Source organism: Chryseobacterium sp. SORGH_AS_0447 (assembly GCF_030818695.1).
In the GTDB taxonomy this organism is placed as follows: domain Bacteria; phylum Bacteroidota; class Bacteroidia; order Flavobacteriales; family Weeksellaceae; genus Chryseobacterium.
The window spans coordinates 3,396,753-3,422,214 of record NZ_JAUTAR010000001.1; the positions used below are offsets into that span (position 1 = coordinate 3,396,753).

Below are 25,462 nucleotides of genomic sequence, written 5' to 3' on the forward strand. Positions count from 1 at the left end.
GAAATTAGCGGAATTTTGCTTCAGTAATTAATTAAAAATAAAACAAAATGCAAACCGTACTTATTACAGGAGCCAACAGAAGCATCGGGCTGGAAACCGCCAGACAACTTTCCGAAAAAGGGTTATTCATTTATTTGGGCAGCCGGAACCTTACCAAAGGTGAAGAAGTAGTAAAAGAGCTGAATGAAAAGGGATTTCAGAATATCAAAGCTATTGAAATTGATGTTACCAACCCGGAATCTGTTTTAAAAGCGAAAGAACAGATTGAAAAGGAGCAGGGAAAACTCGATATCCTGATCAACAATGCCGGGATTCTGGGCGTTCAGCCGCAGACCGCAGAAGCAACAGCCGTTTCAGACATCAGGGAAGTTTTTGAAACCAATTTCTTTGGCGTTATAACAGTCACCCAAGCTTTTCTGGAATTGCTTAAAAAATCGGACAGCCCGAGAATCAGCAATATCACATCCGGCTTAGGATCCCTCACCCTGCACAGCGACCCGGAATGGAAATATTATCATGTAAAAAATGCAGCATACGGACCTTCCAAATCTGCACTAAATGCCTATACCATCGTTCTTGCTTATGAATTGAGAGCACTTCCTTTTAAAGTAAATGTAATCGATCCCGGATATACCGCAACCGATTTCAATCATCACAGCGGACCGGGTTCCATAGAAAGTGCGGCATCCTTTATCATCAAACATACATTGACCGATGAAGACGGCCCGACCGGCCAGTATTTCAGCAATGACATTGAAGATGAAACAGGGATCAGCCCGTGGTAACTTTTTCGCTCAACCCTAATTCAGGAGAAACTTTCGGGTTTCTCTTTTTTATTTGGAGACAATTCTGCATATTTGGTCTGGAATAAATCTGATGATATGAAAAAAATAGTCCCTTTGTTGATGAGCTCCGGTTTAGTTCTCATCATGTCTTCCTGCAAACAGGATAAAAAAGCCGGGCAGCAAACTGCTATGACAAAAGATACGTTAAACATCCGGACTGAAAGGGTTTCTGTCTCCGCACTGAAAGGCGATTACTGTTTTATGAAAGCAGAAAACAAGGATACGACTTCCGTACACCTTGCGGTTTCCGGTGACCAGGTTAAAGGCGAGATGACCTGGCAGCCGTGGGAAAAGGACGGTGCTGCCGGCACTCTTTTAGGAAAACTTATTTCAGACAATGAAATGGAAGTGTTGTATGATTATACCATTGAAGGCAGTAAACAGACGGAGACCAAGATCATGAAAATCGATCAGGATAAATTGTACCTCAAAGTCGGTGAGCTTACCGATCCTAAAAATAACGGCAACCTCGTTTACAAAGATCCTTCAAAAGCCGTATACAGCGAAGTCCTGAATTCGGTATCCTGCAAATAATCCCCGACAGGCACAAATGTTGTGCAAAGTTTATTTATAATCCATTCTATGAAAACAACACCTCACTTTACTGCCCTGCTTACCTATACTTCTACGGAAAATGGAGGGCTTACTGCTCCTGTATCGTCAGACCACAGGCCCACTATCAAGTTTCCTTTCGATGAAAACCTGTTTATTGCCATTCAGAAATTCAGCGGTGAAGAAGACCTGGTGTTTCCTGGGGATACCGTTAATTCGGAAGTCACCCTGCTTCAGCCGGAAAAGCTGACGGGAAGCCTGTACGAAGGAATGGACTTTGACTTTTTTGAAGGTGATAAACCAATAGGTCATGGAACGATTACCGGACTATTTTAAAAGAATCTTTAGGTGAATATGGCTCCGTTGAATACCTTATTCTATTTTTAAAAATTATTTTATCTGATAATTAAGACGCACTCACGATAAGGATACATTCTTCGCGGATCAGGCTACTTTTTCCGTTCCCCATCTTCCCATCTTTGTACCATCATTAAACAAATAGTAAAAAAATGGAAACAAAAAAAGTATGGTTCGTTACAGGAGCCTCAAAAGGATTGGGATTCGAATTGGTTAAAAAATTATTGTCAGAAGGATTCCGGGTGGCAGCCACCAGCCGTACCGTCGCTTCTTTAACCAATTCTTTTGGAGAAACTTCAGAAAACTTTTTACCGCTGGCCATGAACATTACCGACAACGAAGACGTAAAATTGTCCCTTGCCAAAACCGTTGAACATTTTGGAAACGTTGATGTTATTGTCAACAATGCAGGTTATGGCCAGTTGGGAACGCTGGAGGAACTAACCGATAAGGAAGCAAAAGCCAATTTTGAGGTGAATGTTTTCGGAAGCCTGAATGTAATCCGGAATGCGATGCCGTATCTGCGCGAACAGCAATCAGGAAATATCTTCAATATTTCTTCGATTGGCGGATATGCCGGGAACTTTCCGGGCTGGGGAATTTACTGTTCTACCAAATTTGCCGTGGCCGGATTTACCGAAGCTTTGGCAGAAGAAGCCAGGCCATTCGGAATTCATGCTACGGTAGTTTATCCGGGATATTTCCGTACGGATTTCCTGACCCAGGATTCTGCAAAGATCCCTGCCCGATCTATTGAAGCATATGAATCGGCGAGAAATTCGGAACAGGCTCACCTTAATGAAATCAACGGAAATCAGCCGAACGATCCGGTAAAAGCCGCAGATGCATTAATCGCATTAAGCAAAGAACAAAATCCGCCGGTTCATTTCCTGCTGGGGATTGAAACCCACGAGTTTCTGAATCATAAGATTAATGCCATCACCAACGATGCCAAGGCCTGGGAACATCTGACCAATTCTACAGCTATTTAATATTCTTTTAGCTTAAATCAATATTTAGGACCTGTTAAAGCTGTTTGAATTATTTTTGAATATAGAAAGTAATACTCTGTTTAAATTAATTCAAACAGCTTCTAACATAACTTGATTTCAGCTGTATTTAATTTAATTCTAGTCGTTTATTAAAGTAAAATATTTGGATTCGTTGTGGTGAGTCAGGATTTTTTACATAGAATTTCTACTGATCGGTAAAAAACGATTTGACTGATACTTTTGCTCGTAAGAACTTCCGGCATCCAGCTTCCTTCTTTCAGACTGCTAATGCGATTGCTACTCTGACTTCAGGTTAATTATTTATATTTTCTACGGTTATCGGCACAAATTATGAAGTTTAACCGAAATAATTTCCGGCAGAAAAATTTGACCAATCGGTCATTTACCAACTGACCTGGGAAAAGTTTAAAATGAAACTTCGTACAAAAATGGAAGCAATAGTAATTACAAAATCCGGGGGACCGGAGGTGTTAGCATTAAAAGAATATCCAACGCCCGAAATATCAGGAGATCAGGTATTGATAGAAGTAAAAGCAGCAGGACTTAACCGTCTGGATGTTTTTCAGCGTGAAGGAAATTATCCGGCCCCTGCTGGTGTTCCTGACGATATTTTAGGGTTGGAAATCGCCGGAACAGTAGTTCAATGCGGACCGGATGTAACCGATTTTAAAACCGGTGATCAAGTCTGCGCTCTTTTGGAAGGCGGCGGTTATGCGGAATTTGTCAGCGTTCGTGAAGGTCAGTGCCTTCCGGTTCCTGAAGGGCTGGGTTTTGCAGAAGCGGCAAGTTTACCTGAAACCGTATTTACCGTCTGGTCGAATATTTTTCAGAGGGGAAATCTTCAGCCCGGAGAAACACTTCTGCTTCACGGAGGAAACAGCGGCATCGGCATTACCGGAATTCAGATTGCTCATGCTTTAGGCTCGAAAGTAATTGTCACCGTCGGCTCCGAAGAAAAAGGTAAAACCTGTCTCGATCTGGGAGCGGATTTATACATCAATTATAAAACTCAGAATTTTGAAGAGGAACTGCAAAATGAAGGAGTGGATGTAATTCTGGATATGATTGGCGGCGAATATTTAGCCAAAAATATCAATATCTTAAAACCTGACGGAAGACTTGTTCACATCAATGCAATAGATAGAAGCGAGACCAGCCTCGACATCAAGAAAGTAATGACAAAACGTTTAACGATTACCGGAAGCACACTCCGCAGCAGAGGATACGAATTCAAAAAACAACTCGCAAAAGAAGTTAAGAAGTATGTCTGGCCGTTGATCGAATCGAAACAATTCAAGCCTGTGATATTTCGGACTTTTTCTTTTTCAGAAGCTTCCGAAGCACACCGATTACTGGAAAACGGGACGCATACCGGTAAAATCATTCTGGTAAGATAACCTAAACCAGAATTAGATGCTAAATAAGAAGCTGGAAGAGGGATACTGGAAGTACGTATAGTTAATACACTTCTAATATTATTTATTATTTTAATCTAAGAAACAAAATCAACTCATTGATGTTGAAATCATTTGTTAATTGTAAAATAATACCTTTAATTGAAAGCACATGAGTTGATGTGAACTGAGAAAACCAATATCAAGCTCTACATATATTATTAGAAATCAGCTCCTTTTAAAAAATATATACTAAAATTAGACCCCTGGCGGTCTCGCTTTTGATGCATATATTTCATCACCAACAAAATAGAAATATATGTTAGCAATGAATTTTCGCGGATCTTTTCGCGTGCGTGCAGACCGCAATATGCCGGAACCGCAGATAGAACATCCGGAAGACGCCATCGTGCGGGTTTTAAGATCCTGCATCTGCGGCTCGGATCTGCATCTTTATCATGGCCTTGTTCCCGATACCCGTGTCGGTACTACTTTCGGCCATGAATTTATTGGGGAAGTTGTTGAAATCGGTTCCTCTGTACAAAAACTGAAAGTAGGCGATAAGGTCATGGTGCCTTTTAATATTGCCTGTGGAAAATGTGCATTTTGTAAACAGGAACTTTACGGCAATTGCCATGAGTCTAATCCAATGGCAACTGCTGTCGGAGGTATTTTTGGATACTCCCACACGGCCGGGGGTTATCAGGGCGGACAGGCAGAATATGCCCGGGTGCCTTATGCAGATGTTGGTCCAACCGTAATTCCCGAGTGGATGGATCCCGACGATGCGGTATTGCTTACCGATGTAGTACCAACGGGCTATCAGGCCGCAGAAATGGCGGGCATTCAGACAGGCGATACGGTAGTGATTTTCGGCGCCGGACCCATTGGTATTATGGCAGCCAAGTCGGCATGGCTTTTTGGCGCAGGACGAGTGATCGTGATCGATGAGCTGGAATACAGACTCGACTTTGTCGCCAAGTATGCACAATGTGAGGCTTATAATTTTAACAGCATCGGTGATCCGGTGGTCTTTATTAAAACACAAACCGATTCTCTGGGAGCAGATGTCTGCATTGATGCCGTAGGCTGCGAGGCAAAAGGAAATCTCACAAATACGATTCTGGGGACAAAGCTCCTTTTGCAGGGTGGATCTACCACCGCGCTTCACTGGGCCATCAATTCCGTGAAGAAGGGCGGGATTGTTTCTGTTGTAGGCGTCTACGGACCTACAGACGCTTTGGTACCGATCGGAAATGTAGTGAATAAAGGAATTACGATCCGTGCCAACCAGGCATCCGTGAAACGCCATTTACCCAAGCTGATTGAGCACGTAAAAAACGGCATTCTGGATCCGAAACAGATCATCACTCACCGGGTTCCGCTAGAAGAGGTAGCCGATGCCTATCATATATTTTCACGCAAGCTGGACGGCTGTATCAAAACTGTGCTTATTCCGCCAACTGCATAACAAGTTTTTAACTAAAAAAAATTACAACATGCTTACAGATGAAACAAAGCCGTCCGACTTTAAAAAAAGCGAACAGGCAGATTATACGCAGATAAAAGGTTGGGGAATCGATGCAGATCCTGAAAATGATCCTGTCTACCCTATGAAGAAACGGACCAATGAGGAACATAAAGGTTATACATGGGAACGGCCGGAACAGCAGCCTGAAAAGGTTGAAATTCTAAAATCCGTAGAGCGGCCTAATCTAACCGCTGCTTTTGGGACTGCCTCACCGCCCGAAGGTGTAAACGGAGCCATCAGAAAATTTGCCTTCCGTTACAGTGAATCCAGCTATGGCCGATGGTTGCCGCTGGTACTCGCAGACCGCGTAGGCGCAGTGGAAGGAATTATTGATGACTTAAAAAACGGTCATCTGCCCAATATCTTTGCCGAACGTGGCTGGGGAGCCGAATGGAAGTACAATAAAAAGAACTTCCTGTTGAAAATAGCTGCAGCCGCTGCAGTAACGGCTATTGCGATAAGCGTAATATCTTCAAAAAAGGACAACGAGGACTAATACTTAGGGCCGGAAGAAATTCCGGTCTTTTTTATATTATGTTTAGAGTTGTTTACGTTCTTCAAACAATAAAAATTCGACAAGCTATGTTTTCATTTTCTTAATTCTTCAACTTCGTACATCGAATTTATTTAATTTAATAACTTAGCTTTTATGAAAGAAACTTTCCGTTTTAATTCCATATCCGATTTTCATGCTTTCTGTGGTCTGCCTAAGCCGGAACATCCGTTGATCAGCCTGATCGATTACAGCAAAGTGCAGTATCCTGTAAATGATGATGAAATGAAGTGGATCCAGGACTATTATTCGATTGGCTTGAAGAGAAATGTAAATGCACGGTTCAATTATGGTCAGCAGCAGTATGATTTCGATTCCGGCGTGCTGTGTTTTGTTTCTCCGCTCCAGTTTCTGCGGATTGAAATGAAACCCGATGTTGAAGTGGAACCGACCGGATATTTGCTTTTAATCCATCCCGATTTTCTCTGGGGATCTCCCCTGATCAAAAAGATGAAATCCTATGAATTTTTCAGCTACCGGATCAACGAAGCGCTTTTCCTGTCGGAGAAAGAAGAGAAAATCATTGTCGACCTGTTTAAAAACATCGAAAAAGAATACCAGAACAACATTGATAAATTTACACAAGAGTTGATCATTGCTCAGCTGGACCTGTTCCTGATTTATTCCGAACGTTTTTATGAACGCCAGTTCCTGACCCGGAAAAAATCAAGCCACGAGCTGCTTGATAAGTTTGAGGAAGTCCTTTCCAGTTATTTTGAAAGCGGAAACCTTTTGGAAAAAGGGATTCCTTCCGTAACCACCATCGCCGACCAGCTGAATATTTCGCCCAATTACCTCGGAAGTCTGCTGCGTATCCATACCCAACAAAATACCCAGCAGCATATCCAGAACAAGCTCATCGATTATGCCAAGGAACGCCTGAGCACCACTACTCTATCCGTTAGCGAAATTGCTTATGAACTGGGTTTTGAGCATCCACAGTCTTTCAGTAAGTTGTTCAAGCAGAAGGTGAAGCAGTCGCCGGGGGAATTTAGGCGGTTGTTTAATTGAAAACAACTGCTTACATTATTTAAAATTTAATTTTAATTTTGATTTAAATACATCAGTTATGGATCTTCAAACTCGAAAATTAAACTTAATCACTTATCTTGCTCAGTTACAGGATGAGCATTTCTTCGATAAAATTAAAGACTATATTTTATCAAAATTGGAAAAAGATCGTTTCGACTTGACTCCTTTTTGTGTAGAGACTTTAATAACCCGCATTGAACAATCTGCGGAAGATTTAAAACCCAGGAAGATTTGGAAAGTCAATCTTTTAATTGGTAGAATATGAAATTAGTCTGGACTGAATTCGCTATTGAAAATTTAAAAATCATTTTCGTAGACAAAATCCGATGAAAATAATCGATGAGAAACGGAATATAAAATAAAAAGAGAAGCTTTTTGGCTTCTCTTTTTATTTTATATCATTTATTCAAACTTTCTCTTCCTCAACCAGAAGAACAACCCTCCCAGGATTCCGATGATGACTAACGGCAGCAGCAGGTTAAACCATTGCCAGTTGGTTTTCTCTTCGGTGATTCTCTGGCGGTCCAGGAGCCTTTCTTCGATGTTTCGGTTTCTCAGTTCCATCAGGTTGCTGTCGTCCAGAAGATAGTCTAAGGCATTTCGCAGGAACTGCTCGTTTCCGAACTGTTCGTTGGTCAGCAGATCGACGCCCAACGGAAGCGGTTCGCCTTTCAGGACTTTATTTCGGCCTACGTCTCCGTCGGCGATGATGATCATTTTGTTTTCAGGGCTTGTGCTTTTGAAACCCGGATATGATTTTCTTTCGATTCTCGAAGCATAGGCCGAGTTGAACTTTCCTTCCAGAGACACCGCATAGATTTTTGGAGTGCTTGGTTTCTCCATCTGCCCAAGACTGTCGACGCTTGAAATTTCTTTCAGGTCTACATAATTCGGAACCTGTTTCAGCAAGGTACGTTCGCTGGATTCAAAAAGGACGCGGGTTTTAATATTCTTTCTTCCGCCCAAGGTATCGATGGAAGTTGGAAATTCAAACTTTACCGGGTTAATGTTTTTGGTGATTGGATTATCTTTTTCTGCGATTCCCAATGGGAAATACGGCCACGGAAGGCTTGTGTACTGCGGATTTCCGCTTACTTCTCCGGTAACCAGCCTCAACAAAGCAAATTTCTTTACATCCTTTACCAGAGCCGGATTGATTCTTACTCCGTAATTGAAGAAAAAATCGGTCATGTTGATGTCTACCGGGAAAGGCATTACTTTCTGGGATCTCATCAGCGTATCCATCTCGGCATTCACAGCATCGATCATCCAAAGGGTTTTTCCGCCATTCATAATGTATTGATCAAGGATTACCTTTTCACCATCGGTAAAAGCTTTTCTCGGTTTTGCAATGACCAGGGCATTCATTTGCTTTAAGGTAGGAATGTCTGCCAGTGTAAGCTCGGTCTGGTTTTTAGGAATAATCGGGCCGGCATCGTAACTTTCGGTAGCCAGCTGCATAAAGCCCTGGAATTCCATCGGATTCAGTTCGTCCTGGTTCACGAGAATCCCGATTTTCTTTCTTTTGTTGGCGGCAATGTTTTTAATATTGGAAACGAGGTTGTATTCCAAATTTTCAATGGATTTCGTCAGCTGCTGATCGGCATCAATTCCTGTCTGCTGAACCACCAATGGAATGGAAACCCCTTTTTTATCATATTTTACCACCGCATATGGGAAAAGCATGATCTGGGAAACCTTTCCATCCTTGATATCCGGAAGCATGGAAGGCTGCATGCCCATTGCCATCAGGGTATCTTTCGACATCTTGGTTTTGATAGGATCAATGAATTTAAAATCGATCTTCGGATTTATTTTCCTGAATTCTTCCAGCATAAACTTCGTTTCGCCCTGCAGCTGCTTGAAGCTTGCCGGGAAATCCCCTTCCAGGTAAACATCTACCACCAATGGCTTGTTTACCGATTCCAGCATCTTAATAGTATTATCGGAAAGCGTATATCTTTTTTCTTTGGTTAAATCCAGCCTGATGCCTGAAACTGCAAGAATAATGGCCAGAGGCAGGACAACAAAAAGTAAAATTCCTAACGGAGACTTAAATGATATCTTCTTCATAATTCTACTTTTTTTTATTGATAAAATGATTGGACAATACTAAAGCAACCCCAATGATGAAAACGAAATAGGCAACATCTTTAAAATCGATAAGCCCTCTGGTAAATCCTAAGAAATGCTGATAAAAACCTATGTTCTGCAAAATGAAATCTGCCCCTCCTAATAATTTGTAACTGGCCAGCTGTTCAATTCCGAAATACAGGATAAAGCACATGAAAACCCCAAGCAGATAAGCCATGATCTGGTTTTGGGAAAGCGAAGACGCCAGAATTCCCACTCCGGAAAAAGCAGCAATGAGAATAATTAATCCTACGTAGCTTCCGAACGTCATTCCAAGATCGATGTTTCCTTCCGGAACCCCCAGAACATACACGGTATACAGGTAGATCAGTGATGGAATCAGACAAAGAATCCCAACGATCCATACCGAAAGGAACTTTCCGAACACGAGATCCGAAACTTTTAGCGGTTGGGAAAAAAGCCAGTTCAGGGTTCCGGTCTGCTGTTCTTCCGCAAAGGTTTTCATGGAAAGCGCTGGAATGATGAACATCAGCAGCCAGGGAACCAAAACGAAATAACTCTGTAAGGATGCCATCCCGATCTCAAAAATATTGGAGTCGTTTTCGAAAAAAAACAGAAACAGTGTCGCGATCAGGCTGAAAGCGGCGATAATCACCCACGCGCTCCAGTTCCCGAAGTAGCTCCAAAGTTCTTTTTTTAAAATTGCAATCATAGTTTTATTGTCAGATGTTGATTGTTAATGGTTGTCATTTAATGGTTGTTAGTTGATGGTTGATTGTTTTAGTTTTTTTAATTTAATCATAAATGGCAACGGTCAACCGGTTATTTATTTTTTCTTGTTCTTATTTACCAGCTTTACGGTCATCATAATCAAAAATACCAGAACGAAAAATCCGGCAATTAATTGCCACCAGTATTCGATAACCTGCGATTTTAAGATTACGGTAAAAACGACCAAAAATAAAATAAATGTTGCGATTTCGTTGGCCTGCCGAAGTTTGATATTGGCCGTTTCAAGAGTTTGGCCATTTAATTCTTTTAATTTCAGCACTTTTTTCCAGCACCAGTAATGGTAAACCGCCAATCCGACAAGAAAGGTCAGCTTCAGATGAAACCAGGGCGTTTTCATCAGTCCGGTATTCAGAAAAATCATAACGAGCCCGCATACAGCCATAATAACTCCTGCCGGAACTGTAATGATGTTCCACAGTCTTCGGGCCATGAAGGTGTACTGTTCTCTCAGGATCCGTTTTTTATCTTCCGCAAATTCATCGGTATCTTTATAGTACACGAATATTCTTACCAGGTAAAAAATCCCTGCAAAATAACTTACCATAAAGATAATGTGAAGCGCTTTGATGATGGTATAAAGCATCTTAAAAATTTGTTTGCAAAGATAAGTTATTTCACAAAAAAAGAACGTTTAATATGAAAAAATGACGGATAATAAAGAAGCCTTCTGATAAATTAAAAAAGAATGTTTTTCTGCCATTTAAAATTTAAAAATAAATTTCATATCTACATTTACCATAAAACGCATTCCACTCTGTTCACGGTCGAATTGTGTGAAAAACGGGAAAACATCCAAAGGTTCATTGCTTGGATCCCGGCCTTCGACGTTACGGTACGTAATGCTGCGGTGAGCAATGCCAATTCCTATTTTAGGCATGAAGCCAAACCATGAGGATTCCCGGTGAAGCAGAATGCTGTAGTTAATGCTCAGCCCTTTCCGTATTCTTTTAAAATCAGCAGAAGTGAAATCGTAATATTGTCCGCTGCGGTCATAATATCCCGCGTCCGTCCTCTCCGATCTATGATTCAGGTAAGAAAGTTCTGCTGAAATAAAATGCTTCAGCCGGGAGTTTGGATTCAGGCTGTAATAAAGCTCCGGTTTTACTTCAAATATCTTAAAATCCCCTTCAAATCCGAGATTGTATGGAGTCATTCCTTTCTGTCCGTAAGCAATCTCTGTTCCGATCCACCATCTTGTATTCAGTTGGTGCATGTATCCGACGTTCCACCGTTGGTCGCGCAAGGGTGCAAATCCGCTGACGGTAAGTATTGAATGATAATTTCCCTGTTTGTACTGCTGGGATTCTGTCGACTGCTGAAGCTCTTGTGGTTTTTGTTGTGGTGGCGGCAATTCCTGTGCGGAAACAGCGGTTCCCAGAATAAACGGAATGCAAAGGAGTAATTTTTTTCTCATGGTTTTATTTAGGACGGCTCAAAAATATAAATTTTCTGCCTACCACAAAAACATTTCGTAATGAGTAAGAAAAATATTCTGAGGTTCCCTATTGCTTTACCATTGAGATACTGTCGCTCTTCTGTCCGAGCCGGTAATTTTTTATATAAAGCAGCTTTCCTTTTTCATCGTAATATTTCCATGGGCCGAAATAATACCAGGCCTTTCATGATCTGAGATCTCCAACCTGGACTGCCCTTTTTCCATTATATTTCCATTGGGAAAATATTTTTTGGTTTTCGTTACCTCTTTTCTGATAACGTCTTTCTGGTATTTTCTGCCATTAAAAGAAGTTTTCCAGGTTCCTTTTTTCTCTCCTGCCTGATATTTTCCTGTAGCCACCAGCGTCCCTTCATCTGCGGAATATTCTTCTACCCTTTTTCCATTCCGTTTGTTCACCTGATGCTCATCTTTACTATACTGGTTAAGTTTTGCTTTGCAGGAAACAAAAGACAATAGCATGAAAATATAAATAGAAAATTTATTCATAAAAAAGCAGGATTTCCACGAATATAGGAAATCCTGCTTTTATTCTGCAAACGCAGCATTTTTTATTCTAAGAAATCACATTCAGCTCTTTTCCTACTTTCTCAAAAGCAGCAATGGCTTTATCCAGATGTTCTCTTGTGTGTGCTGCAGATAGCTGAACACGGATTCTTGCTTTTCCTTTTGGTACGACCGGATAGAAGAATCCGATTACGTAAATCCCTTCATCCATCAGTTTTTCTGCCATTTTCTGTGCTAAAGGTGCATCGTAAAGCATCACCGGAACAATAGCTGCATCACCATCCGGAATATCAAATCCTTTGGCTTTCATCTCTGTCCTGAAATATTCCGCGTTTTCCATTACCTTATCGCGAAGCGAAGTATCTTCGGAAATCATATCCAATACTTTCAGCGCTGCTCCTACGATCCCGGGAGCTAAGGAATTGGAAAACAGATAAGGTCTGGAACGCTGTCTCAGCATATCGATGATCTCCTTTTTACCGGAAGTAAATCCGCCCAAGGCACCTCCTAACGCTTTTCCTAATGTTGAAGTAATAATATCTACCCTGCCCATCACCTCATTGGCTTCATGGGTTCCGCGGCCTGTTTTCCCGATAAAACCGGTAGCATGGGAATCATCCACCATCACCAAAGCATCATATTTATCGGCCAGGTCACAAACCCCTTTCAGGTCGGCTACAATTCCGTCCATGGAGAAAACCCCATCCGTTACGATGATTTTAAAACGGTGATTTTTTTCGGAAGCAGCTATTAACTGTGCTTCCAAATCTTCCATATTGTTGTTTTTATAGCGGTATCTTGCCGCTTTACAAAGACGAACCCCATCGATGATCGAAGCGTGATTCAACTCATCAGAAATAATTGCATCTTCGTCCGTAAACAGAGGTTCGAAAACCCCGCCGTTTGCATCGAAGCAGGCGGCATACAAAATCGTATCTTCAAGACCTAGGAAATCGGCAATCTTCTGCTCCAGCTGCTTGTGGATATCCTGAGTTCCGCAGATGAAACGTACCGAAGACATTCCGTAACCGTGGGATTCGATCATATCCTGGGAAGCTTTCATTACGTCCGGGTTATTGGATAATCCCAGATAATTGTTGGCACAGAAGTTTAAAAGCTTCTTTCCGTTGGCTTCGATTTCCGCACTCTGCTGGGAAGTGATGATCCGTTCTTTTTTGTAAAGTCCGTCATTCTCAATATTCTGTAGTTCGTTCCGTAAATTTTCAAGATACTTTTCAGAGATCATTTCTAGTAATTTTTATGATGTGCTAATTTAATAAAAAGGCAGTAAAGTACAGGCTTTTCTGTTTTTTATTCTAAATGTTTGTTTAAAAATCATAATATTTCAAATTAGTCTATAATTTTAGTAGACTAATTATTATATTTGTCTTTAAAATCAGGAAATGAGATTATCACCAGTACAAAGAATTAGAAATATATCGTCCGAAGATTTCCTCAAAACCTATCTGAAACCTGCAAAACCGGTTATTCTGCAAGACTTCGTTGCTCCTGAAAGCCCGGCTTTTAAAAAATGGAATTACGACTATTTCAAAGAAATCGCCGGAGAACAAAAAGTAAATATTTACGGCAGCGAAATCGAATCTTTGGACAGGGTCGCCAGCAAACCGATCGGGCAAAGTACTTTTGCAGAATACCTTGATCTGATTACATCCGCTCCTACCGAGCACCGCCTTTTTCTCTTTAACTTATTAAGCATTAAGCCTGAACTTAAAAATGACATCCATTACAATGACGTTACGAAAGGAAAAATTATAAAATGGCTTCCCTTTATGTTTTTCGGCGGTGAAGGTTCAATTACCCGAAACCATGTGGATATTGATATGTCCCATGTATTCATCACGCAATTTCAGGGAATTAAAAGAATCTGGCTTTTTCCCTGGGAACAGTCGGATCTGATGTATAAGCTTCCTTACAATTTCCACTCCATCACCAATATTAAAGAGCCTGATTTTAAAGAATTTCCCGGATTAAGATATGTAAGCGGCTATGAAGCCGTCATCAGGCCCGGTGAAACCCTGTACATTCCTTCCGGATGGTGGCACTACATCCAATATGAAACGGAGGGATATTCGGTTTCCATCAGGGCATTGCCTTCCAGTCTTCTGGAAAAATGGCGGGGATTCAAAAATTTAGTATTGATCAGGCACTTTGACAATATCATGCGGAATCTTTTCAAAGAAAGATGGTTTGATTTTAAAGTAAGAAAGGCCAAGAGAAAAGCAAACCGGGCCATTAAACGACAGCGGAATTTTCTGATTTAATCTTTTTTATTCACTTTAACATATTACAGCATGGAACTATTTTATTTAATTATTTCTGCAGAACGATCTCTGCACGCCTATTATCCGATTTCATTCAACTGGTACTAAAAACAAAAACCTTCAGAAATTCTGAAGGTTTTGATTTTTATAGCAGATCCAATTATTTCTTTAAAAACTTAACATTCTTATCATTGATCTTCAGGATATAAGTTCCTGGAACAAGTTCTGAAATATTGATTGATTTTTCAGGCTGATAAGTTCCTTTTCTCATCAGCTTCCCGTCGATGAAGTAGATGGTGAAATCCGTCGGCTGATTAATACCTTTCAGATTCAGTTCATTTCTGGCAGGATTAGGATATAGGGCAAACTGATCTTTACCCGCATCCGAAATTGACAGAGTATTGTCCTGAGCTACCGTAGAGTTTTTTTCCAATATCTGGTATTCATAGTTGAACTCAACACTGGATACTGGGAAATTTACGGTCTGCGTAAAATACTGATTGTTAAAAGTATTGTTTAGGGCAAAATAGGCTACCTGCCCTCCGGTACCGTTTACTTTAATCGGTAAAGGCATTTCGAAGAAGCTTATTGAAGGGTGGCTTTGGGTTTGGGCAGCTCTGAAAGTAACCGTGCTCCCAACCTGCTTCCAGCGGATATCATACGTCGGGTATCCCTGACCGTAGATCCAGTCGTTGAAAAATTCGGTAAAATCTTTTCCGGTAGAGGTTAATAATGAAGCATTTAAATCCTGGGTCTTTACGTAGTTATATGCCAATGCCGGTCTCGCGTGATAATCCTTAAGTGCCTGATAGAATGCTGTATCTCCTAAGATCCATTTGATCATTCTCAGAACATAGCCTCCCTTAGAATAAGACAGCCTTCCGTTGAAGATTGTCCCAACGCTCGTTAAATTGGCATCTGCCACATATACACTTCCTCCTGTGGCACTAGTGATGTAATTTTTCTGACCTAAAAGGTAATTTAAAAAGTCTGTATTCGACATCAGCAGTTTTTCATTGGCCAGATGTTCACCATACGTGGCGAAACCTTCATTCAGCCAGATGTCGTTCCATGCTCCGCAGGTAACTTTATCCCCAAACCATTGGTGGGCCAGCTCATGAGCAATCAGCCCTCTGCTCCATCCTCCCATGGATGACATGGTCTGATGCTCCATTCCGCCCCCGGCTTGGAATTCCATGTGCCCATATTTTTCATTTCTGAAAGGATAAGGTCCGAAATACGTTTCAAAAGTATTCATCACGGTTTTGGTCCAGTCGATGTTACTCATATTGGTCGTATTCGTGGAAGTGGAAGGGAAGATATAATTGATAAACGGAAAAGGAGGATTCCCCATTGTGTCCGTTAATTTTACAAAGTTGGTTACCGAAAATGCGATCAGATAAGCTGCCGTAGGATACTGGGTACGCCAAAAGGTAAGTTTCTGCCCGTTTCCTAAGGTCGTTTCAGCCATCAGCTTTCCGTTTGAAGCCACGCTGTATTGGGAAGGCGTGGTAATTTTCACGTCCACCCTTTCGATTTTATCATTGAGGCTCTGCTTGGTCGGGAACCAGTCCTGTGCTCCGTAAGGTTCGCTTAAAGTGGAAAGTACGGCCGTCCCGCCCTGCGTTCCGTTGAAGAATGCATTATTTGCCGTAGTTGGAGCACCCGAATAGGTTATCGTAAGAGAATCCAGTACATTGGCAGGCAGCGCCGACTGAAAATTGATTTTTACTTCTTTCGTGGAAAGCTGCTGAAACGCCAGCGTGTTCCCATGATACTGAACCTGGGAAACCGTCATCTGGTTATCCAGATCAAAATAGATATTGCTCATGCTCTGATTCGGCTTGAAATGAGAGGTCACCGAACCTGAGACATTGTAGACTGCGGGATTTATAGCCAGATCAAGTCTTTGATACTGCAGGTCATAATTTAATGTATTCGGATTGGTATTTCCTACCGCCATTTTTTGTGCAAAAGACTTCATTTCTTTCGCCATCATTGCTTTTCGTTCAATATTTTCATTCTGAGCGCTAAACTGCTGGAAAACAAAGACGCTCAGCATCAAAAAGTAAATTTTTCTCATTCTTAAATTAATTGTATCAAAGATATAAAAAAACCTTTCAATCATTGATTAAAAGGCTCTTATATTAATTAAATTTTAATTTTTCTATAAATCCAGCGCAGGTTCCAGAATTTTTTCCATTCTTTTTTTCACCATGTCTACCGATCCCGTGTAATTGTTCACCATCAGGGAGAAAACAAGTGTTTTCCCAGTATTGGTCTTCATATATCCTGCCAAGGTTTTTACTTTATTCAGGGTTCCTGTTTTGGCGAAAACCTGTCCGTTCCCTAAGCCGTTAAACATTCTTTTCAGTGTTCCGGATTGTCCTCCAATCGGTAATGAATTCAGATACGTTTTATAAAACTTTTCATCCATTAAAGAGGTAAGGAATTTAGCCTGTGCAATCGGCGTAACGTTGTTGCTTCTGGAAAGTCCGCTTCCGTCAATGTAATTAAGGCCCATCATATCGAACCCGTGGTTTTTCAGATGCTCCGTCACTACTTTTCTGCCGGATTCAGTGGTTTGATCCCCTAAACTCTGAAAACCTACTGTTTTTAACAGGGCTTCGGCCAATCCGTTGTCACTGTGCTGATTGGTATAATAAATAATATCGGCTAACGTAGGAGATTTGTATAGCGAAACCATTTTTCTGCCTTCAGGATTGGCATCCGTCATTTTAGGAATCACTTTTCCGGTTACGGGAATACCGCTTTTTACCAGAGTAGTTCTGAAAGTATTGGCCAGGTAAGCAGGCGCATCCGGTAATTTTGTCGTTAAAATTCCGTCCCCTTCATATTTATCGGCATACACCATCTGGTTGTTGTATGGAGAAACATAAAAGAATTTTTTCTCTGCGGTAAGGCCGGCTGATTTTTTTACGATCAGTTTTTCATTCGCAGGGTTAATTTCACGCGTGGTTCCTGCCGGTAAATAGTAATTGTTATTTTCCAACCAAACAACATTTTCCGGAAGCCTTGAAATATTGCCTTTGAAAAGCGCTGTCTGGATAATAATATCACCATTTACTTTTTTGATTCCTTCGCGGGAAAGCCCTTCTTTGAAATCCGTTACGATATCCCGGTAAGCCCATGCTCCGCCTTTGTTGGTTCCCAGGGAAGGGTCGCCGCTGCCTACGATATACAGGTTTCCGTTCAGTACCCCGTTTTCGTCTACGTTTCCGGAGTATTCCAGTTGGGTGTTCCAGCGGTAGTTTTCACCCAGCATGCTCATCGCTGTTTCCGTTGTAAGCAGCTTGGTCGTGGAAGCCGGAACCAATGGGGTATTTTCATTATACGAAGAAATAACCTTCTTCGTTTTCGGGTCGTACACGACAAATCCCCATGTTGCATTTTTCAGCACCGGATCGGCCATCATCGTGTTTACATTAATGTCTACGAGTTCTTTAGGCGACAAAATAGTTTTCTCCACCATGGAAGTGATGGGAGAAGGTAAGTTTAAACTGCTCTTCTGATTGTCGTAAGCCTGAGAATACAGAACGGTAGAAACGGTAGACTGTGCCAGGAAAAAACCTGAGGCCAACACCGCGACACTTGAAATATATTTTCTGAAATTTACCATCTATTCTTTCGTTTTTGCTATATTTTGGATGAGATAACAGCCAATGGGTTAAATCGGAAGTTAAACGCCAAACATATAATCAACGGCCAAATGTAGAAAATATTGTTGTATGGCAGATCAGTAGACTATTATAAAAACTCTATAAATTTTGTTAAAAAGTGTTAAAAATCCACAAAAATGTCTTTTTTAATACTTTGATAAGCAGGGATTTCCTCAAATTCCTTAATACTGGCCAGCACCAGTTTTTTGTATTCTTCATACTTTTTCCCACGGGGAAGCTTGAGCATGATCTGAAACTGGTACAGGTTATTCAGCCTTGCGATCTGCGCTTTTTCCGGACCTAAAATACAGTCTTCCGGCAGATATTTTCTGAGAACGGAACCTAAAAACTGGGAAGCGCGATTGGCCTTATCTTCCCGCCGGTGCTTCAGCTCGATCATAATCAGTTTCGTGAAAGGCGGATAATGGAACTTTTGCCGTTCCGTAAGGATGTATTTGTAGATCCTTGCCGGATTGTGCATTTTGATTAACTGAAAGACAGAATGCTCAGGATTAAAAGTCTGGATCAGGATTTTCCCTTTCCCGGAAACCCTTCCCGCTCTTCCGGAAACCTGGGTGATGAGCTGGTAAGCCCTTTCCTCTGCCCGGAAATCCTGAACGTACAGCAAAGAATCCGCTTTTGGAATGGCTACTAATTCGATATGATCAAAATCCAGTCCTTTGGAAATCATCTGGGTTCCAACCACAATATCCGTTTCCCGGTCTTCGATTTTTTCGTACAGCTTTTCGTAGGCAAATTTCTTTCGCATCGAATCCACATCCATCCGGTCTACCTCGTTATCCGGAAACAGGCTGGAGACCTCTTCATGGATCTGCTCCACGCCTACTCCCCTTTCATTGAGGTTTTCGGAATGGCATTTCGGGCAGGTTTTCGGCTTGGAAGCCCGCTGGCCGCAGTAGTGGCATTTCATTTCATTAGCCGCCTTGTGATAGGTCATTACTACATCGCAGTTGGAACAATAGTTTACATATCCGCAGGTCTCGCATTCCACCACATTGGCATAACCCCGGCGGTTGTGAAGGACAATAACCTGATTTTGCTCTTCCAGCACTTTTTTCATCTCATCGATCAGGTACAAAGAGAAATTCCCGGATACCTTTTTGGAATCCTGGGCTTCTTTGAAGTTGATGATCTCATATTCCGGAAGGCTTACGTTACCGAAGCGTTCTTCCAAGAAAATGTATTTCATCTTGTCCTTGCGGGCATTATAATAACTTTCTACAGAAGGCGTCGCCGAGCCCAAAATAACATGGGCTTTGTAACAATTCCCGAGCACCAGGGCAGCATCCTTCGCATTGAAATACGGTGATGCTTCTCTCGGCCTGTAAGCGGAATCATGTTCTTCATCCACCACGATCAGCCCCAAATTCTTAAAAGGCAGAAACAGGGAATTTCGGGTTCCGATGAGGATCTTAATGTCATTCTGCCGGATTCTCCGCCACACTTCCACCCGTTCGAAATCGGTAAGCTTCTGGTGGTAAAATCCAAGTTGCCGGCCGTACTTTTTTTCCAGCCTTTGGGTAATCTGCTTGGTCAGTGATATTTCAGGAAGCAGGAACAGGACATTTTTGCCGCTGTTGATGCATTCTTCGATTTTTTCTAAATAAAGATGGGTTTTTCCGGATGAGGTAACGCCATGAAGCAAAACATTTTTCCCTTCCTCAAAAGCTTCATCGATTTCCGCTCTTGCCGTTTTCTGGGCTTCGGAAAGCTCTTCGAGTTCCTCGATCTCACCTTCATAACTTTCCAGACGGTCTTTCTGCATATAATATTCCTCCACCAGATTTTTATCGGCCAGGGATTTAAAATGCGAACTGCCGAAATAGCCGTCCTCAAAGAGATCCGATTTTTTCAGGTGAAGGTCCGGATTTTCGGTCTGCTTCTCCAGAATGTGAAGGAAAAGGTCTTTCTGCTTTCTGGCTTTATTAAGTTTTAAAAGAATTTCGGTTAAATTTTGGTTCTGTAAAACCTCATCTTTGATCTTTACGTAAGCAACTTCTTTCGCTTTGTATTTTTCCGCAATTTTCTCATCAATTTCGATATACTGAAGGTCGATTAACGAATTGACAGTTTTAATAATATCCTTCTTCGGAATAAACGCTTCAATATCGGTAAGGTTGATAAGCTGGCGGACTTCCAGTGCCTGGATCAGATACATTTCGTTGACGTCGAGGTTTTCAAAATCAACGGTCGTATTCGGTTTCAGCTTCAGGTAAGTTTCGCTTTCGAGCTTCAAAGAAGATGGGAAGGCAAAACGGTAGATTTCGCCCAACCCGCAAAGGTAATAGTCGGAAAGCCAGTTCCAGAATTGGATCTGCTCCCTGGGAACAATCGGCTGATCATCCAGCAGGCTGATGACCTCCTTCGGCAGAAAAGTTTCCGGCACCTCGTCGTGAAGCTCAAATACGATTCCGGTATAGATCTTCTTGCCCCGGAAGGATACCAATGCCCGCATTCCGACCTGGATTTCAGACTGCATTTCTTGGGGAACTTTGTAGGTAAAAGATCCTTTTACATTCAACGGCAAAACTATCTGGGCGTAATTCAAGGGAAATATTTAAAGTGTAAAATTAAAATTTTCCGGAGAGAAGTGCAATTTTTAAGGAAGGTAAATGGAGGCGATTTGATTATTTTAACCGTAAAAGCGGCAAAGGGTTTATTGGATATCAATGTTCCTATTTAGGGTGCAAAGGTATTTCGGCAAGCTTAGCATAAACTTTTAACTAAGAAATGAGTATAAGTTAGACTTTTATGATTAATTATATGATAATCAACACTTTTTAATATCTCACTGATTACAAACTTCCAGCATCCAGCTTCCTTCTTCCAGCCTATCAAACCTTACTTCACTTTCAGACCCTTATTCATCTTTTTACGAAATTTAATACAGAAGCAGACTGCCCTAGCCCGGATAGGAACGGTTACCCCACAGCGGGGTTGGAGTGTGTAAGGGTTTGGTGAGGGAGGCTTGGGATAAGGTCGGCGCGAGGAGTAAGAGTGGATAGCCGGATTAGCTCCTAAAAAATAAGACCTGAAATAAAGCCGGTTTTATAATATAAGCTTTAAAACTTTTTCAAAGATTTTGAACTTTGACAAAAACTTTGACAAAGTAAGGTTAAAAGAAAAATTCCGTTAATTGATACCAGATCGCCGAGGTAAAGAGTCCGACGATGATGCTGAAACCGATCGTTAAATTGGTGAGTTTGGTGTTGAGGCGGAACTGCTCGGCGATAATGCTTGAAGTTACAACGGTGGGCATCGCCGCTTCAAAGACGGTAATTTTTGCCACGTCGCCTTTGATGCCGGCCAATAACGCAAGCCCTAACACCAGTGCCGGGGCCAGAATCAGTTTATAAAGCATGGAAACGGACATCTGGGGAATGAGTTTTTTCCAGCCGTTGAATTTCAGCTGAAGGCCTACCGAAAATAAAGCTAATGGACTGACTGTAGCAGCCAGCTTATCGAAAAAAGGTTCCGCAGATGAAAAATCGATGAATCTTGAAAGAACGAGGGCCGTAATACAACCGATGAGCGGCGGGAAGGTAACCAGCCTTTTCAGAATAAACGCAGCGCTCACTTTTCCGGACCTGCTGCCTCCTTTTACCGCGGCAATGATGCCGAGGGTGGAAAGTGCCAGAAACATCGTTTGATCACAAATAATGGCTATGCTTAAAAGGCTTTCGCCATAAAATGCGGCAACGAGCGGAAAACCGATGAAAGAAGTATTGCTGTAGCCGCTTACGAGTTCCATCGTGCTTCTCGACCGCCTGGAGTAACCTTTGCGCCTGCTGTACAACATCATAAAGAAAAAGCAGAATACTGAGATCAGAAAGGTGGCTGCTATCGGAAAAAGCATTTCAGTTGTCCATTGCACCTTTGGCAGATATTTGAATGAAACGGCCGGAAGCGCAAGATACAGGATCCAGGTATTGATACCCTTATGTGCATCGGGGTGGATGGATTTTGTTGCCTTGAACACCATTCCCGCGATAATGCATACTGCAATGAGAACAAAATTGACCATACTTCAGAAATCTACAGCAAAGGTACGGCTGAAATTTTATTTTTTTAAGTTTTGGATCAAAGTTTCCTCCGTTCTTCAGCGATAAATACCATGAGTTTCAGAATAACCGCTATTAAAATAACCACTAACATAGACGGAAAAAACTAAGCAGCCGAAGAAAAAAACTTTGCTGCACAATTTTCTCTTTTGTGCCTGACAATTTCCAGATCGACGGAAAGCGGGCTCCCAGATTTCCATATTTTTCGTGGTTGCGGGTAATAAAAAATGTATTGACGTTCTTTATTTTCCCTGTCCCGTCAGCGTAGAAACTAAAACTTTCTTTTCGTTCGGAAAAAGGATATACCGTAACCTTCCTATCTGTATGCCTTGTTACGATGATGTTATCGCGGGTATCGATGCCCAGGTGAAAAGGTTTTCCCGATGTATCATTTACCCTGAAAGATTCTATAAAGTTTCCTGTTTTGTCATATTTCTGAATGATTGCAAAGAAACTGTCTGCGATGTAAACATTCTCCTTCGTATCAACAACAAATCCAGTCAAGGCATTGATCGGTAATTCAACGTTTATTTTGGAGTTGCTCCTAGCGACAATCATTCCTAATATGAAAACAAGGAAGAATAAGGCAAACAGGAAATCGGAAATCTTCTTTATTATTTTCATATACGAATCCATATTATTCATTCATCGTATCCCAAAGACTCATTACCTCTAGTTTTTCCAAATGCTTTGAAAGGGTAATCTTTTTAGAGGCACCGGGAAGAAGATCAAAGAAGCTATCGCTAAAATGAGTATCTCCGAGCAGGTAAACGTCTTTTGCCAGGACATCTGTGGAGATTTCGATTTCAGTAGGTGAAATTTTTTTGATTCTGATATTGGGTTTTGTTAATTTTAAATCTTTTGGTTTTGCAAAGAAATGGTTGCTTTCGGCAATTACCTTTTCATCTTTGCCTCTTAAAATTACGTGTAAAAACAGTTCATTTTTATCAGCATTACCCACCAGTTCGGCGATAGACATCGGATCGAACTTCACAACTTCTTCCAAATTCTTTTTCTGATTTGGAACTATCGTGCGAATATTTTCACCTTTAAAATTATTCACTTCAAGCTCTAAGCTTACCTCTTTACTTTTACCCAACCCGTCATTAATTCCGTAAAAATTCAGCATTCCATCTTTTTCTTCTACTAAAATCGCCTGATTTTCAAAACTTCTTTTCACTTGATAATGTAAGGCTTTCCAGTTTCCAAGATAATCGATGGATGACCATGAAACGACCGGCCAGCAATCGTTCAGCTGCCAATACAGCGTTCCCATATTGTACGGTCTGGCACGGCGGTGTGCTTCAATGGCAATCTGCATTCCTCTTGCCTGAAGCAGCTGGGAAATATAGTTGTATTTCACAAAGTCTTTGAGCACAACATAATCGCGTTTCATGTAATTGTCTATAATTTCCCAACCTCTCGAATGCTTTTCATGGGCTTTGATAATTCCGTTCTGTAAACTGAGCTCCGGTTTTACTGAGAACATTGATTTTGTTGTTTCCAGCGTCGGCATTCCCTGGAAGCCGTATTCCGAAGCAAAACGCGGTACTTTTTCGTTATAGATTTCGAACGGCTGTTCTCCCCACCAAACGCCCCAGTAATGGGAATCGCCTTCGGTCAGGCTTTCTTTATGTCCCCAGCCGATCGACGGGGAACTCGGCCAATAGATCTGTTTATCGGCCGTTGCATATTTCCTGATGGCGTCCGGAATCACCTGATGAAAAATAGTTTTATAATCTTTCCAGACCTGCAAAGAATCGTTTTTAGAATATTTGAACTGCTTCTGGTAACCCCAATTGACGATGGCTTCATCGATTTCATTGTTTCCGCACCATAAAGCCAGAGATGCATGGTTCTGCAATCTTTCAATCTGATCTTTGACTTCCGATTCTATATTTTTCTGAAAAGCATCATCCGCCGGATAGAAACTTCCTGCAAACATGAAATCCTGCCATACCAGAATCCCGTTTTCGTCGCAGGCTCTGTAGAATTCATCGTCTTCGTAAATCCCGCCGCCCCAGACGCGGATCATATTCATATTCGCCTCTTTACAGTCTTTTATCAGTTTTTGATATTTCTCTTTAGTCATCCGAGGTGAAAAGCTGTCGCCGGGAATCCAGTTGGTTCCTTTAGCATACATCGGCTGCCCGTTGACTTTAAAATAGAATGATTTTCCTTTCGCATCTTTTTCCTGAATCAACTCAACCGTTCTCAATCCGATCCGTTCCGTTTTTTCAGCGATGAGCTGTGATTCTTTCTGTAAGGTAATTTTAAGATCGTATAGATTTGGATTCCCCCACCCGTTCGGCTGCCAGAGTTTAGGATTCGGGATCTGATACGGAACGGAAACAGCATTGCTTCCCGGTTTCAGGGTAACTTCCTGGTTTTTCCCGTTAATCAGAAGGCTGTATTTCCCTGGTTTTTCAGCAAAAATTTCAGCGTTCACCTGCAGATCCGCCTGTTTTCCGGTTATGGATTTCTGTTCTACTTTTATATTTTCAACTTTTGCCTGGTCCCAGAAGTTAAGTTTCACGTCTTTCCAGATTCCTGCGGTCACCAATCTTGGTCCCCAGTCCCATCCGAACTGGTATTGTGCTTTTCTTACAAAGCTTCTCGGTGATTCCGGCATTGCGAAAGGAATTTTCTGGGCTAATTCTTTTCCAGCCGTTACGGCCGATTTAAATCTGACCTGTAAGATGTTCTCACCGCTTTTCATGTAATCTTTTGCCGGGATTGTCCATGTCCTGAACATATTATCCGTATTTTTCAGCAATTTACCATTCAGATATACCTCCGAAAAAGTATCCAGCCCCAGGAATATTAAATCTATATTCTGATGCTGAAGTTCTGCATTAGACAGATTGAACTTCGTCTGATATTCCCAGTCCTCGTTTTCCACCCACTGCACTTTCTTTTCGTTTTCGTCTTTGTAAGGATCAGGAATGACGTTATTGTTCATCAGATCCAGATGAACCGTCCCTGGGACTTTGGCTGCCAACCAGGTGTTTTCTTTGGTATTCTTAAACTGCCATTTTTCAGCGGATAAAGAACGTTCTGAAACCTGCCCATGGATCAGCAGCTGGATAAAGAGAAAGGAAAAAAGTAAAGTTTTCTTCATTATAAATTGTTTGAATGGCACTATTATCAGTTACAGAAACGTGTGTGGCTTCTTAAACCACAAAAGTCACAAAAGCTTTTTTAGACACATGAGAAACATGAGATGTAAAGATAAATTTTTACGCACATTTTAGAGCACATAAGAAGAAAATCAAAGATTTTCATTAATATTATG

The 25,462-nt window shown here is 41.5% G+C and carries 22 protein-coding genes; 10 read left to right on the forward strand and 12 right to left on the reverse strand.

The window, feature by feature from the left end; translation table 11 throughout:
• Positions 1-47 precede the first annotated feature (47 nt).
• From QE422_RS15515 to QE422_RS15555, 9 genes are all read left to right on the forward strand, one after another.
• The gene (locus QE422_RS15515; protein WP_307460301.1) at positions 48-785 is read left to right on the forward strand and encodes an SDR family NAD(P)-dependent oxidoreductase; all 738 of its coding nucleotides are present in this window, start codon (positions 48-50) and stop codon (positions 783-785) included.
• 96 nt (positions 786-881) lie between these two features.
• Positions 882-1,379, forward strand: a complete 498-nt coding sequence (locus QE422_RS15520) for a hypothetical protein (protein WP_307460303.1) — start codon at positions 882-884, stop codon at positions 1,377-1,379.
• 48 nt (positions 1,380-1,427) lie between these two features.
• On the forward strand, positions 1,428-1,733 hold the full coding sequence (locus QE422_RS15525) for a hypothetical protein (protein ID WP_307460304.1): 306 nt from the start codon (positions 1,428-1,430) through the stop codon (positions 1,731-1,733).
• Positions 1,734-1,906: 173 nt separating this feature from the next.
• Entirely contained in the window at positions 1,907-2,746 is an 840-nt protein-coding gene (locus tag QE422_RS15530; protein ID WP_307460307.1) for an SDR family NAD(P)-dependent oxidoreductase, read from the forward strand.
• 449 nt (positions 2,747-3,195) lie between these two features.
• Positions 3,196-4,164: an NAD(P)H-quinone oxidoreductase gene (locus tag QE422_RS15535; RefSeq protein ID WP_307460309.1), complete on the forward strand. Its 969-nt coding sequence runs from the start codon at positions 3,196-3,198 to the stop codon at positions 4,162-4,164.
• Positions 4,165-4,480: 316 nt separating this feature from the next.
• Positions 4,481-5,632, forward strand: a complete 1,152-nt coding sequence (locus QE422_RS15540) for a zinc-dependent alcohol dehydrogenase (protein ID WP_307460311.1) — start codon at positions 4,481-4,483, stop codon at positions 5,630-5,632.
• A 28-nt stretch (positions 5,633-5,660) separates the two neighbouring features.
• Positions 5,661-6,188 (forward strand): hypothetical protein, encoded by a 528-nt coding sequence (locus tag QE422_RS15545; RefSeq protein WP_307460313.1) that lies wholly within the window; start codon positions 5,661-5,663, stop codon positions 6,186-6,188.
• A 153-nt stretch (positions 6,189-6,341) separates the two neighbouring features.
• A complete protein-coding gene (locus QE422_RS15550) occupies positions 6,342-7,256 on the forward strand; it encodes an AraC family transcriptional regulator (RefSeq protein ID WP_307460315.1) in 915 nt (304 codons plus the stop codon).
• Between the two features lie 58 nt (positions 7,257-7,314).
• Positions 7,315-7,542 (forward strand): hypothetical protein, encoded by a 228-nt coding sequence (locus QE422_RS15555; protein WP_307460317.1) that lies wholly within the window; start codon positions 7,315-7,317, stop codon positions 7,540-7,542.
• A gap of 137 nt (positions 7,543-7,679) precedes the next feature.
• Here the strand turns inward: QE422_RS15555 and gldG are convergent, their stop codons facing one another.
• The 6 genes from gldG to kbl all read right to left on the reverse strand — a co-directional run bounded on the left by gldG (position 7,680) and on the right by kbl (position 13,369).
• Positions 7,680-9,350, reverse strand: coding sequence for a gliding motility-associated ABC transporter substrate-binding protein GldG (gldG, locus tag QE422_RS15560; protein WP_307460319.1), 1,671 nt, complete (start codon positions 9,348-9,350; stop codon positions 7,680-7,682).
• 4 nt (positions 9,351-9,354) lie between these two features.
• Positions 9,355-10,083, reverse strand: coding sequence for an ABC transporter permease (locus QE422_RS15565; RefSeq protein WP_307460322.1), 729 nt, complete (start codon positions 10,081-10,083; stop codon positions 9,355-9,357).
• A gap of 114 nt (positions 10,084-10,197) precedes the next feature.
• A complete protein-coding gene (locus QE422_RS15570; protein WP_307460325.1) occupies positions 10,198-10,746 on the reverse strand; it encodes a CopD family protein in 549 nt (182 codons plus the stop codon).
• A 117-nt stretch (positions 10,747-10,863) separates the two neighbouring features.
• Entirely contained in the window at positions 10,864-11,577 is a 714-nt protein-coding gene (locus QE422_RS15575; protein ID WP_307460328.1) for a hypothetical protein, read from the reverse strand.
• Positions 11,578-11,718: 141 nt separating this feature from the next.
• Positions 11,719-12,105 carry a hypothetical protein gene (locus QE422_RS15580; protein WP_307460334.1) on the reverse strand — a complete coding sequence of 129 codons (387 nt, stop codon included), beginning with the start codon at positions 12,103-12,105 and terminating at the stop codon, positions 11,719-11,721.
• 67 nt (positions 12,106-12,172) lie between these two features.
• Positions 12,173-13,369 (reverse strand): glycine C-acetyltransferase, encoded by a 1,197-nt coding sequence (gene kbl / locus QE422_RS15585; RefSeq protein WP_307460337.1) that lies wholly within the window; start codon positions 13,367-13,369, stop codon positions 12,173-12,175.
• 157 nt (positions 13,370-13,526) lie between these two features.
• On the opposite strand from kbl, the gene QE422_RS15590 reads away from it, so the two are divergent.
• Positions 13,527-14,405 carry a cupin-like domain-containing protein gene (locus QE422_RS15590; protein WP_307460340.1) on the forward strand — a complete coding sequence of 293 codons (879 nt, stop codon included), beginning with the start codon at positions 13,527-13,529 and terminating at the stop codon, positions 14,403-14,405.
• A 160-nt stretch (positions 14,406-14,565) separates the two neighbouring features.
• Here the strand turns inward: QE422_RS15590 and QE422_RS15595 are convergent, their stop codons facing one another.
• The 6 genes from QE422_RS15595 to QE422_RS15620 all read right to left on the reverse strand — a co-directional run bounded on the left by QE422_RS15595 (position 14,566) and on the right by QE422_RS15620 (position 25,288).
• On the reverse strand, positions 14,566-16,488 hold the full coding sequence (locus QE422_RS15595; protein ID WP_307460343.1) for a M1 family aminopeptidase: 1,923 nt from the start codon (positions 16,486-16,488) through the stop codon (positions 14,566-14,568).
• An 84-nt stretch (positions 16,489-16,572) separates the two neighbouring features.
• On the reverse strand, positions 16,573-18,045 hold the full coding sequence (dacB, locus tag QE422_RS15600; protein WP_307460344.1) for a D-alanyl-D-alanine carboxypeptidase/D-alanyl-D-alanine-endopeptidase: 1,473 nt from the start codon (positions 18,043-18,045) through the stop codon (positions 16,573-16,575).
• A 161-nt stretch (positions 18,046-18,206) separates the two neighbouring features.
• On the reverse strand, positions 18,207-20,654 hold the full coding sequence (gene priA / locus QE422_RS15605) for a primosomal protein N' (RefSeq protein ID WP_307460346.1): 2,448 nt from the start codon (positions 20,652-20,654) through the stop codon (positions 18,207-18,209).
• 567 nt (positions 20,655-21,221) lie between these two features.
• Positions 21,222-22,130 carry an AEC family transporter gene (locus tag QE422_RS15610; RefSeq protein WP_307460349.1) on the reverse strand — a complete coding sequence of 303 codons (909 nt, stop codon included), beginning with the start codon at positions 22,128-22,130 and terminating at the stop codon, positions 21,222-21,224.
• A 124-nt stretch (positions 22,131-22,254) separates the two neighbouring features.
• Positions 22,255-22,791 carry a hypothetical protein gene (locus tag QE422_RS15615; RefSeq protein ID WP_307460352.1) on the reverse strand — a complete coding sequence of 179 codons (537 nt, stop codon included), beginning with the start codon at positions 22,789-22,791 and terminating at the stop codon, positions 22,255-22,257.
• Between the two features lie 13 nt (positions 22,792-22,804).
• Positions 22,805-25,288 carry a glycoside hydrolase family 2 protein gene (locus QE422_RS15620; protein ID WP_307460354.1) on the reverse strand — a complete coding sequence of 828 codons (2,484 nt, stop codon included), beginning with the start codon at positions 25,286-25,288 and terminating at the stop codon, positions 22,805-22,807.
• Between the last annotated feature and the right edge of the window lie 174 nt (positions 25,289-25,462).

Coding starts and splice junctions, on each gene's coding strand:
- QE422_RS15545 (WP_307460313.1), top strand. CDS start 5,661: ATGCTTACAGATGAAACAAAGCCGTCCGACTTTAAAAAAAGCGAACAG.
- QE422_RS15610 (WP_307460349.1), bottom strand. CDS start 22,130: ATGGTCAATTTTGTTCTCATTGCAGTATGCATTATCGCGGGAATGGTG.
- gldG (WP_307460319.1), bottom strand. CDS start 9,350: ATGAAGAAGATATCATTTAAGTCTCCGTTAGGAATTTTACTTTTTGTT.
- QE422_RS15565 (WP_307460322.1), bottom strand. CDS start 10,083: ATGATTGCAATTTTAAAAAAAGAACTTTGGAGCTACTTCGGGAACTGG.
- dacB (WP_307460344.1), bottom strand. CDS start 18,045: ATGGTAAATTTCAGAAAATATATTTCAAGTGTCGCGGTGTTGGCCTCA.
- QE422_RS15575 (WP_307460328.1), bottom strand. CDS start 11,577: ATGAGAAAAAAATTACTCCTTTGCATTCCGTTTATTCTGGGAACCGCT.
- QE422_RS15580 (WP_307460334.1), bottom strand. CDS start 12,105: ATGAATAAATTTTCTATTTATATTTTCATGCTATTGTCTTTTGTTTCC.
- QE422_RS15550 (WP_307460315.1), top strand. CDS start 6,342: ATGAAAGAAACTTTCCGTTTTAATTCCATATCCGATTTTCATGCTTTC.
- QE422_RS15595 (WP_307460343.1), bottom strand. CDS start 16,488: ATGAGAAAAATTTACTTTTTGATGCTGAGCGTCTTTGTTTTCCAGCAG.
- QE422_RS15620 (WP_307460354.1), bottom strand. CDS start 25,288: ATGAAGAAAACTTTACTTTTTTCCTTTCTCTTTATCCAGCTGCTGATC.
- QE422_RS15520 (WP_307460303.1), top strand. CDS start 882: ATGAAAAAAATAGTCCCTTTGTTGATGAGCTCCGGTTTAGTTCTCATC.
- QE422_RS15525 (WP_307460304.1), top strand. CDS start 1,428: ATGAAAACAACACCTCACTTTACTGCCCTGCTTACCTATACTTCTACG.
- kbl (WP_307460337.1), bottom strand. CDS start 13,369: ATGATCTCTGAAAAGTATCTTGAAAATTTACGGAACGAACTACAGAAT.
- QE422_RS15540 (WP_307460311.1), top strand. CDS start 4,481: ATGTTAGCAATGAATTTTCGCGGATCTTTTCGCGTGCGTGCAGACCGC.
- QE422_RS15515 (WP_307460301.1), top strand. CDS start 48: ATGCAAACCGTACTTATTACAGGAGCCAACAGAAGCATCGGGCTGGAA.
- QE422_RS15615 (WP_307460352.1), bottom strand. CDS start 22,791: ATGAAAATAATAAAGAAGATTTCCGATTTCCTGTTTGCCTTATTCTTC.
- QE422_RS15555 (WP_307460317.1), top strand. CDS start 7,315: ATGGATCTTCAAACTCGAAAATTAAACTTAATCACTTATCTTGCTCAG.
- QE422_RS15590 (WP_307460340.1), top strand. CDS start 13,527: ATGAGATTATCACCAGTACAAAGAATTAGAAATATATCGTCCGAAGAT.
- QE422_RS15530 (WP_307460307.1), top strand. CDS start 1,907: ATGGAAACAAAAAAAGTATGGTTCGTTACAGGAGCCTCAAAAGGATTG.
- QE422_RS15570 (WP_307460325.1), bottom strand. CDS start 10,746: ATGCTTTATACCATCATCAAAGCGCTTCACATTATCTTTATGGTAAGT.
- QE422_RS15535 (WP_307460309.1), top strand. CDS start 3,196: ATGGAAGCAATAGTAATTACAAAATCCGGGGGACCGGAGGTGTTAGCA.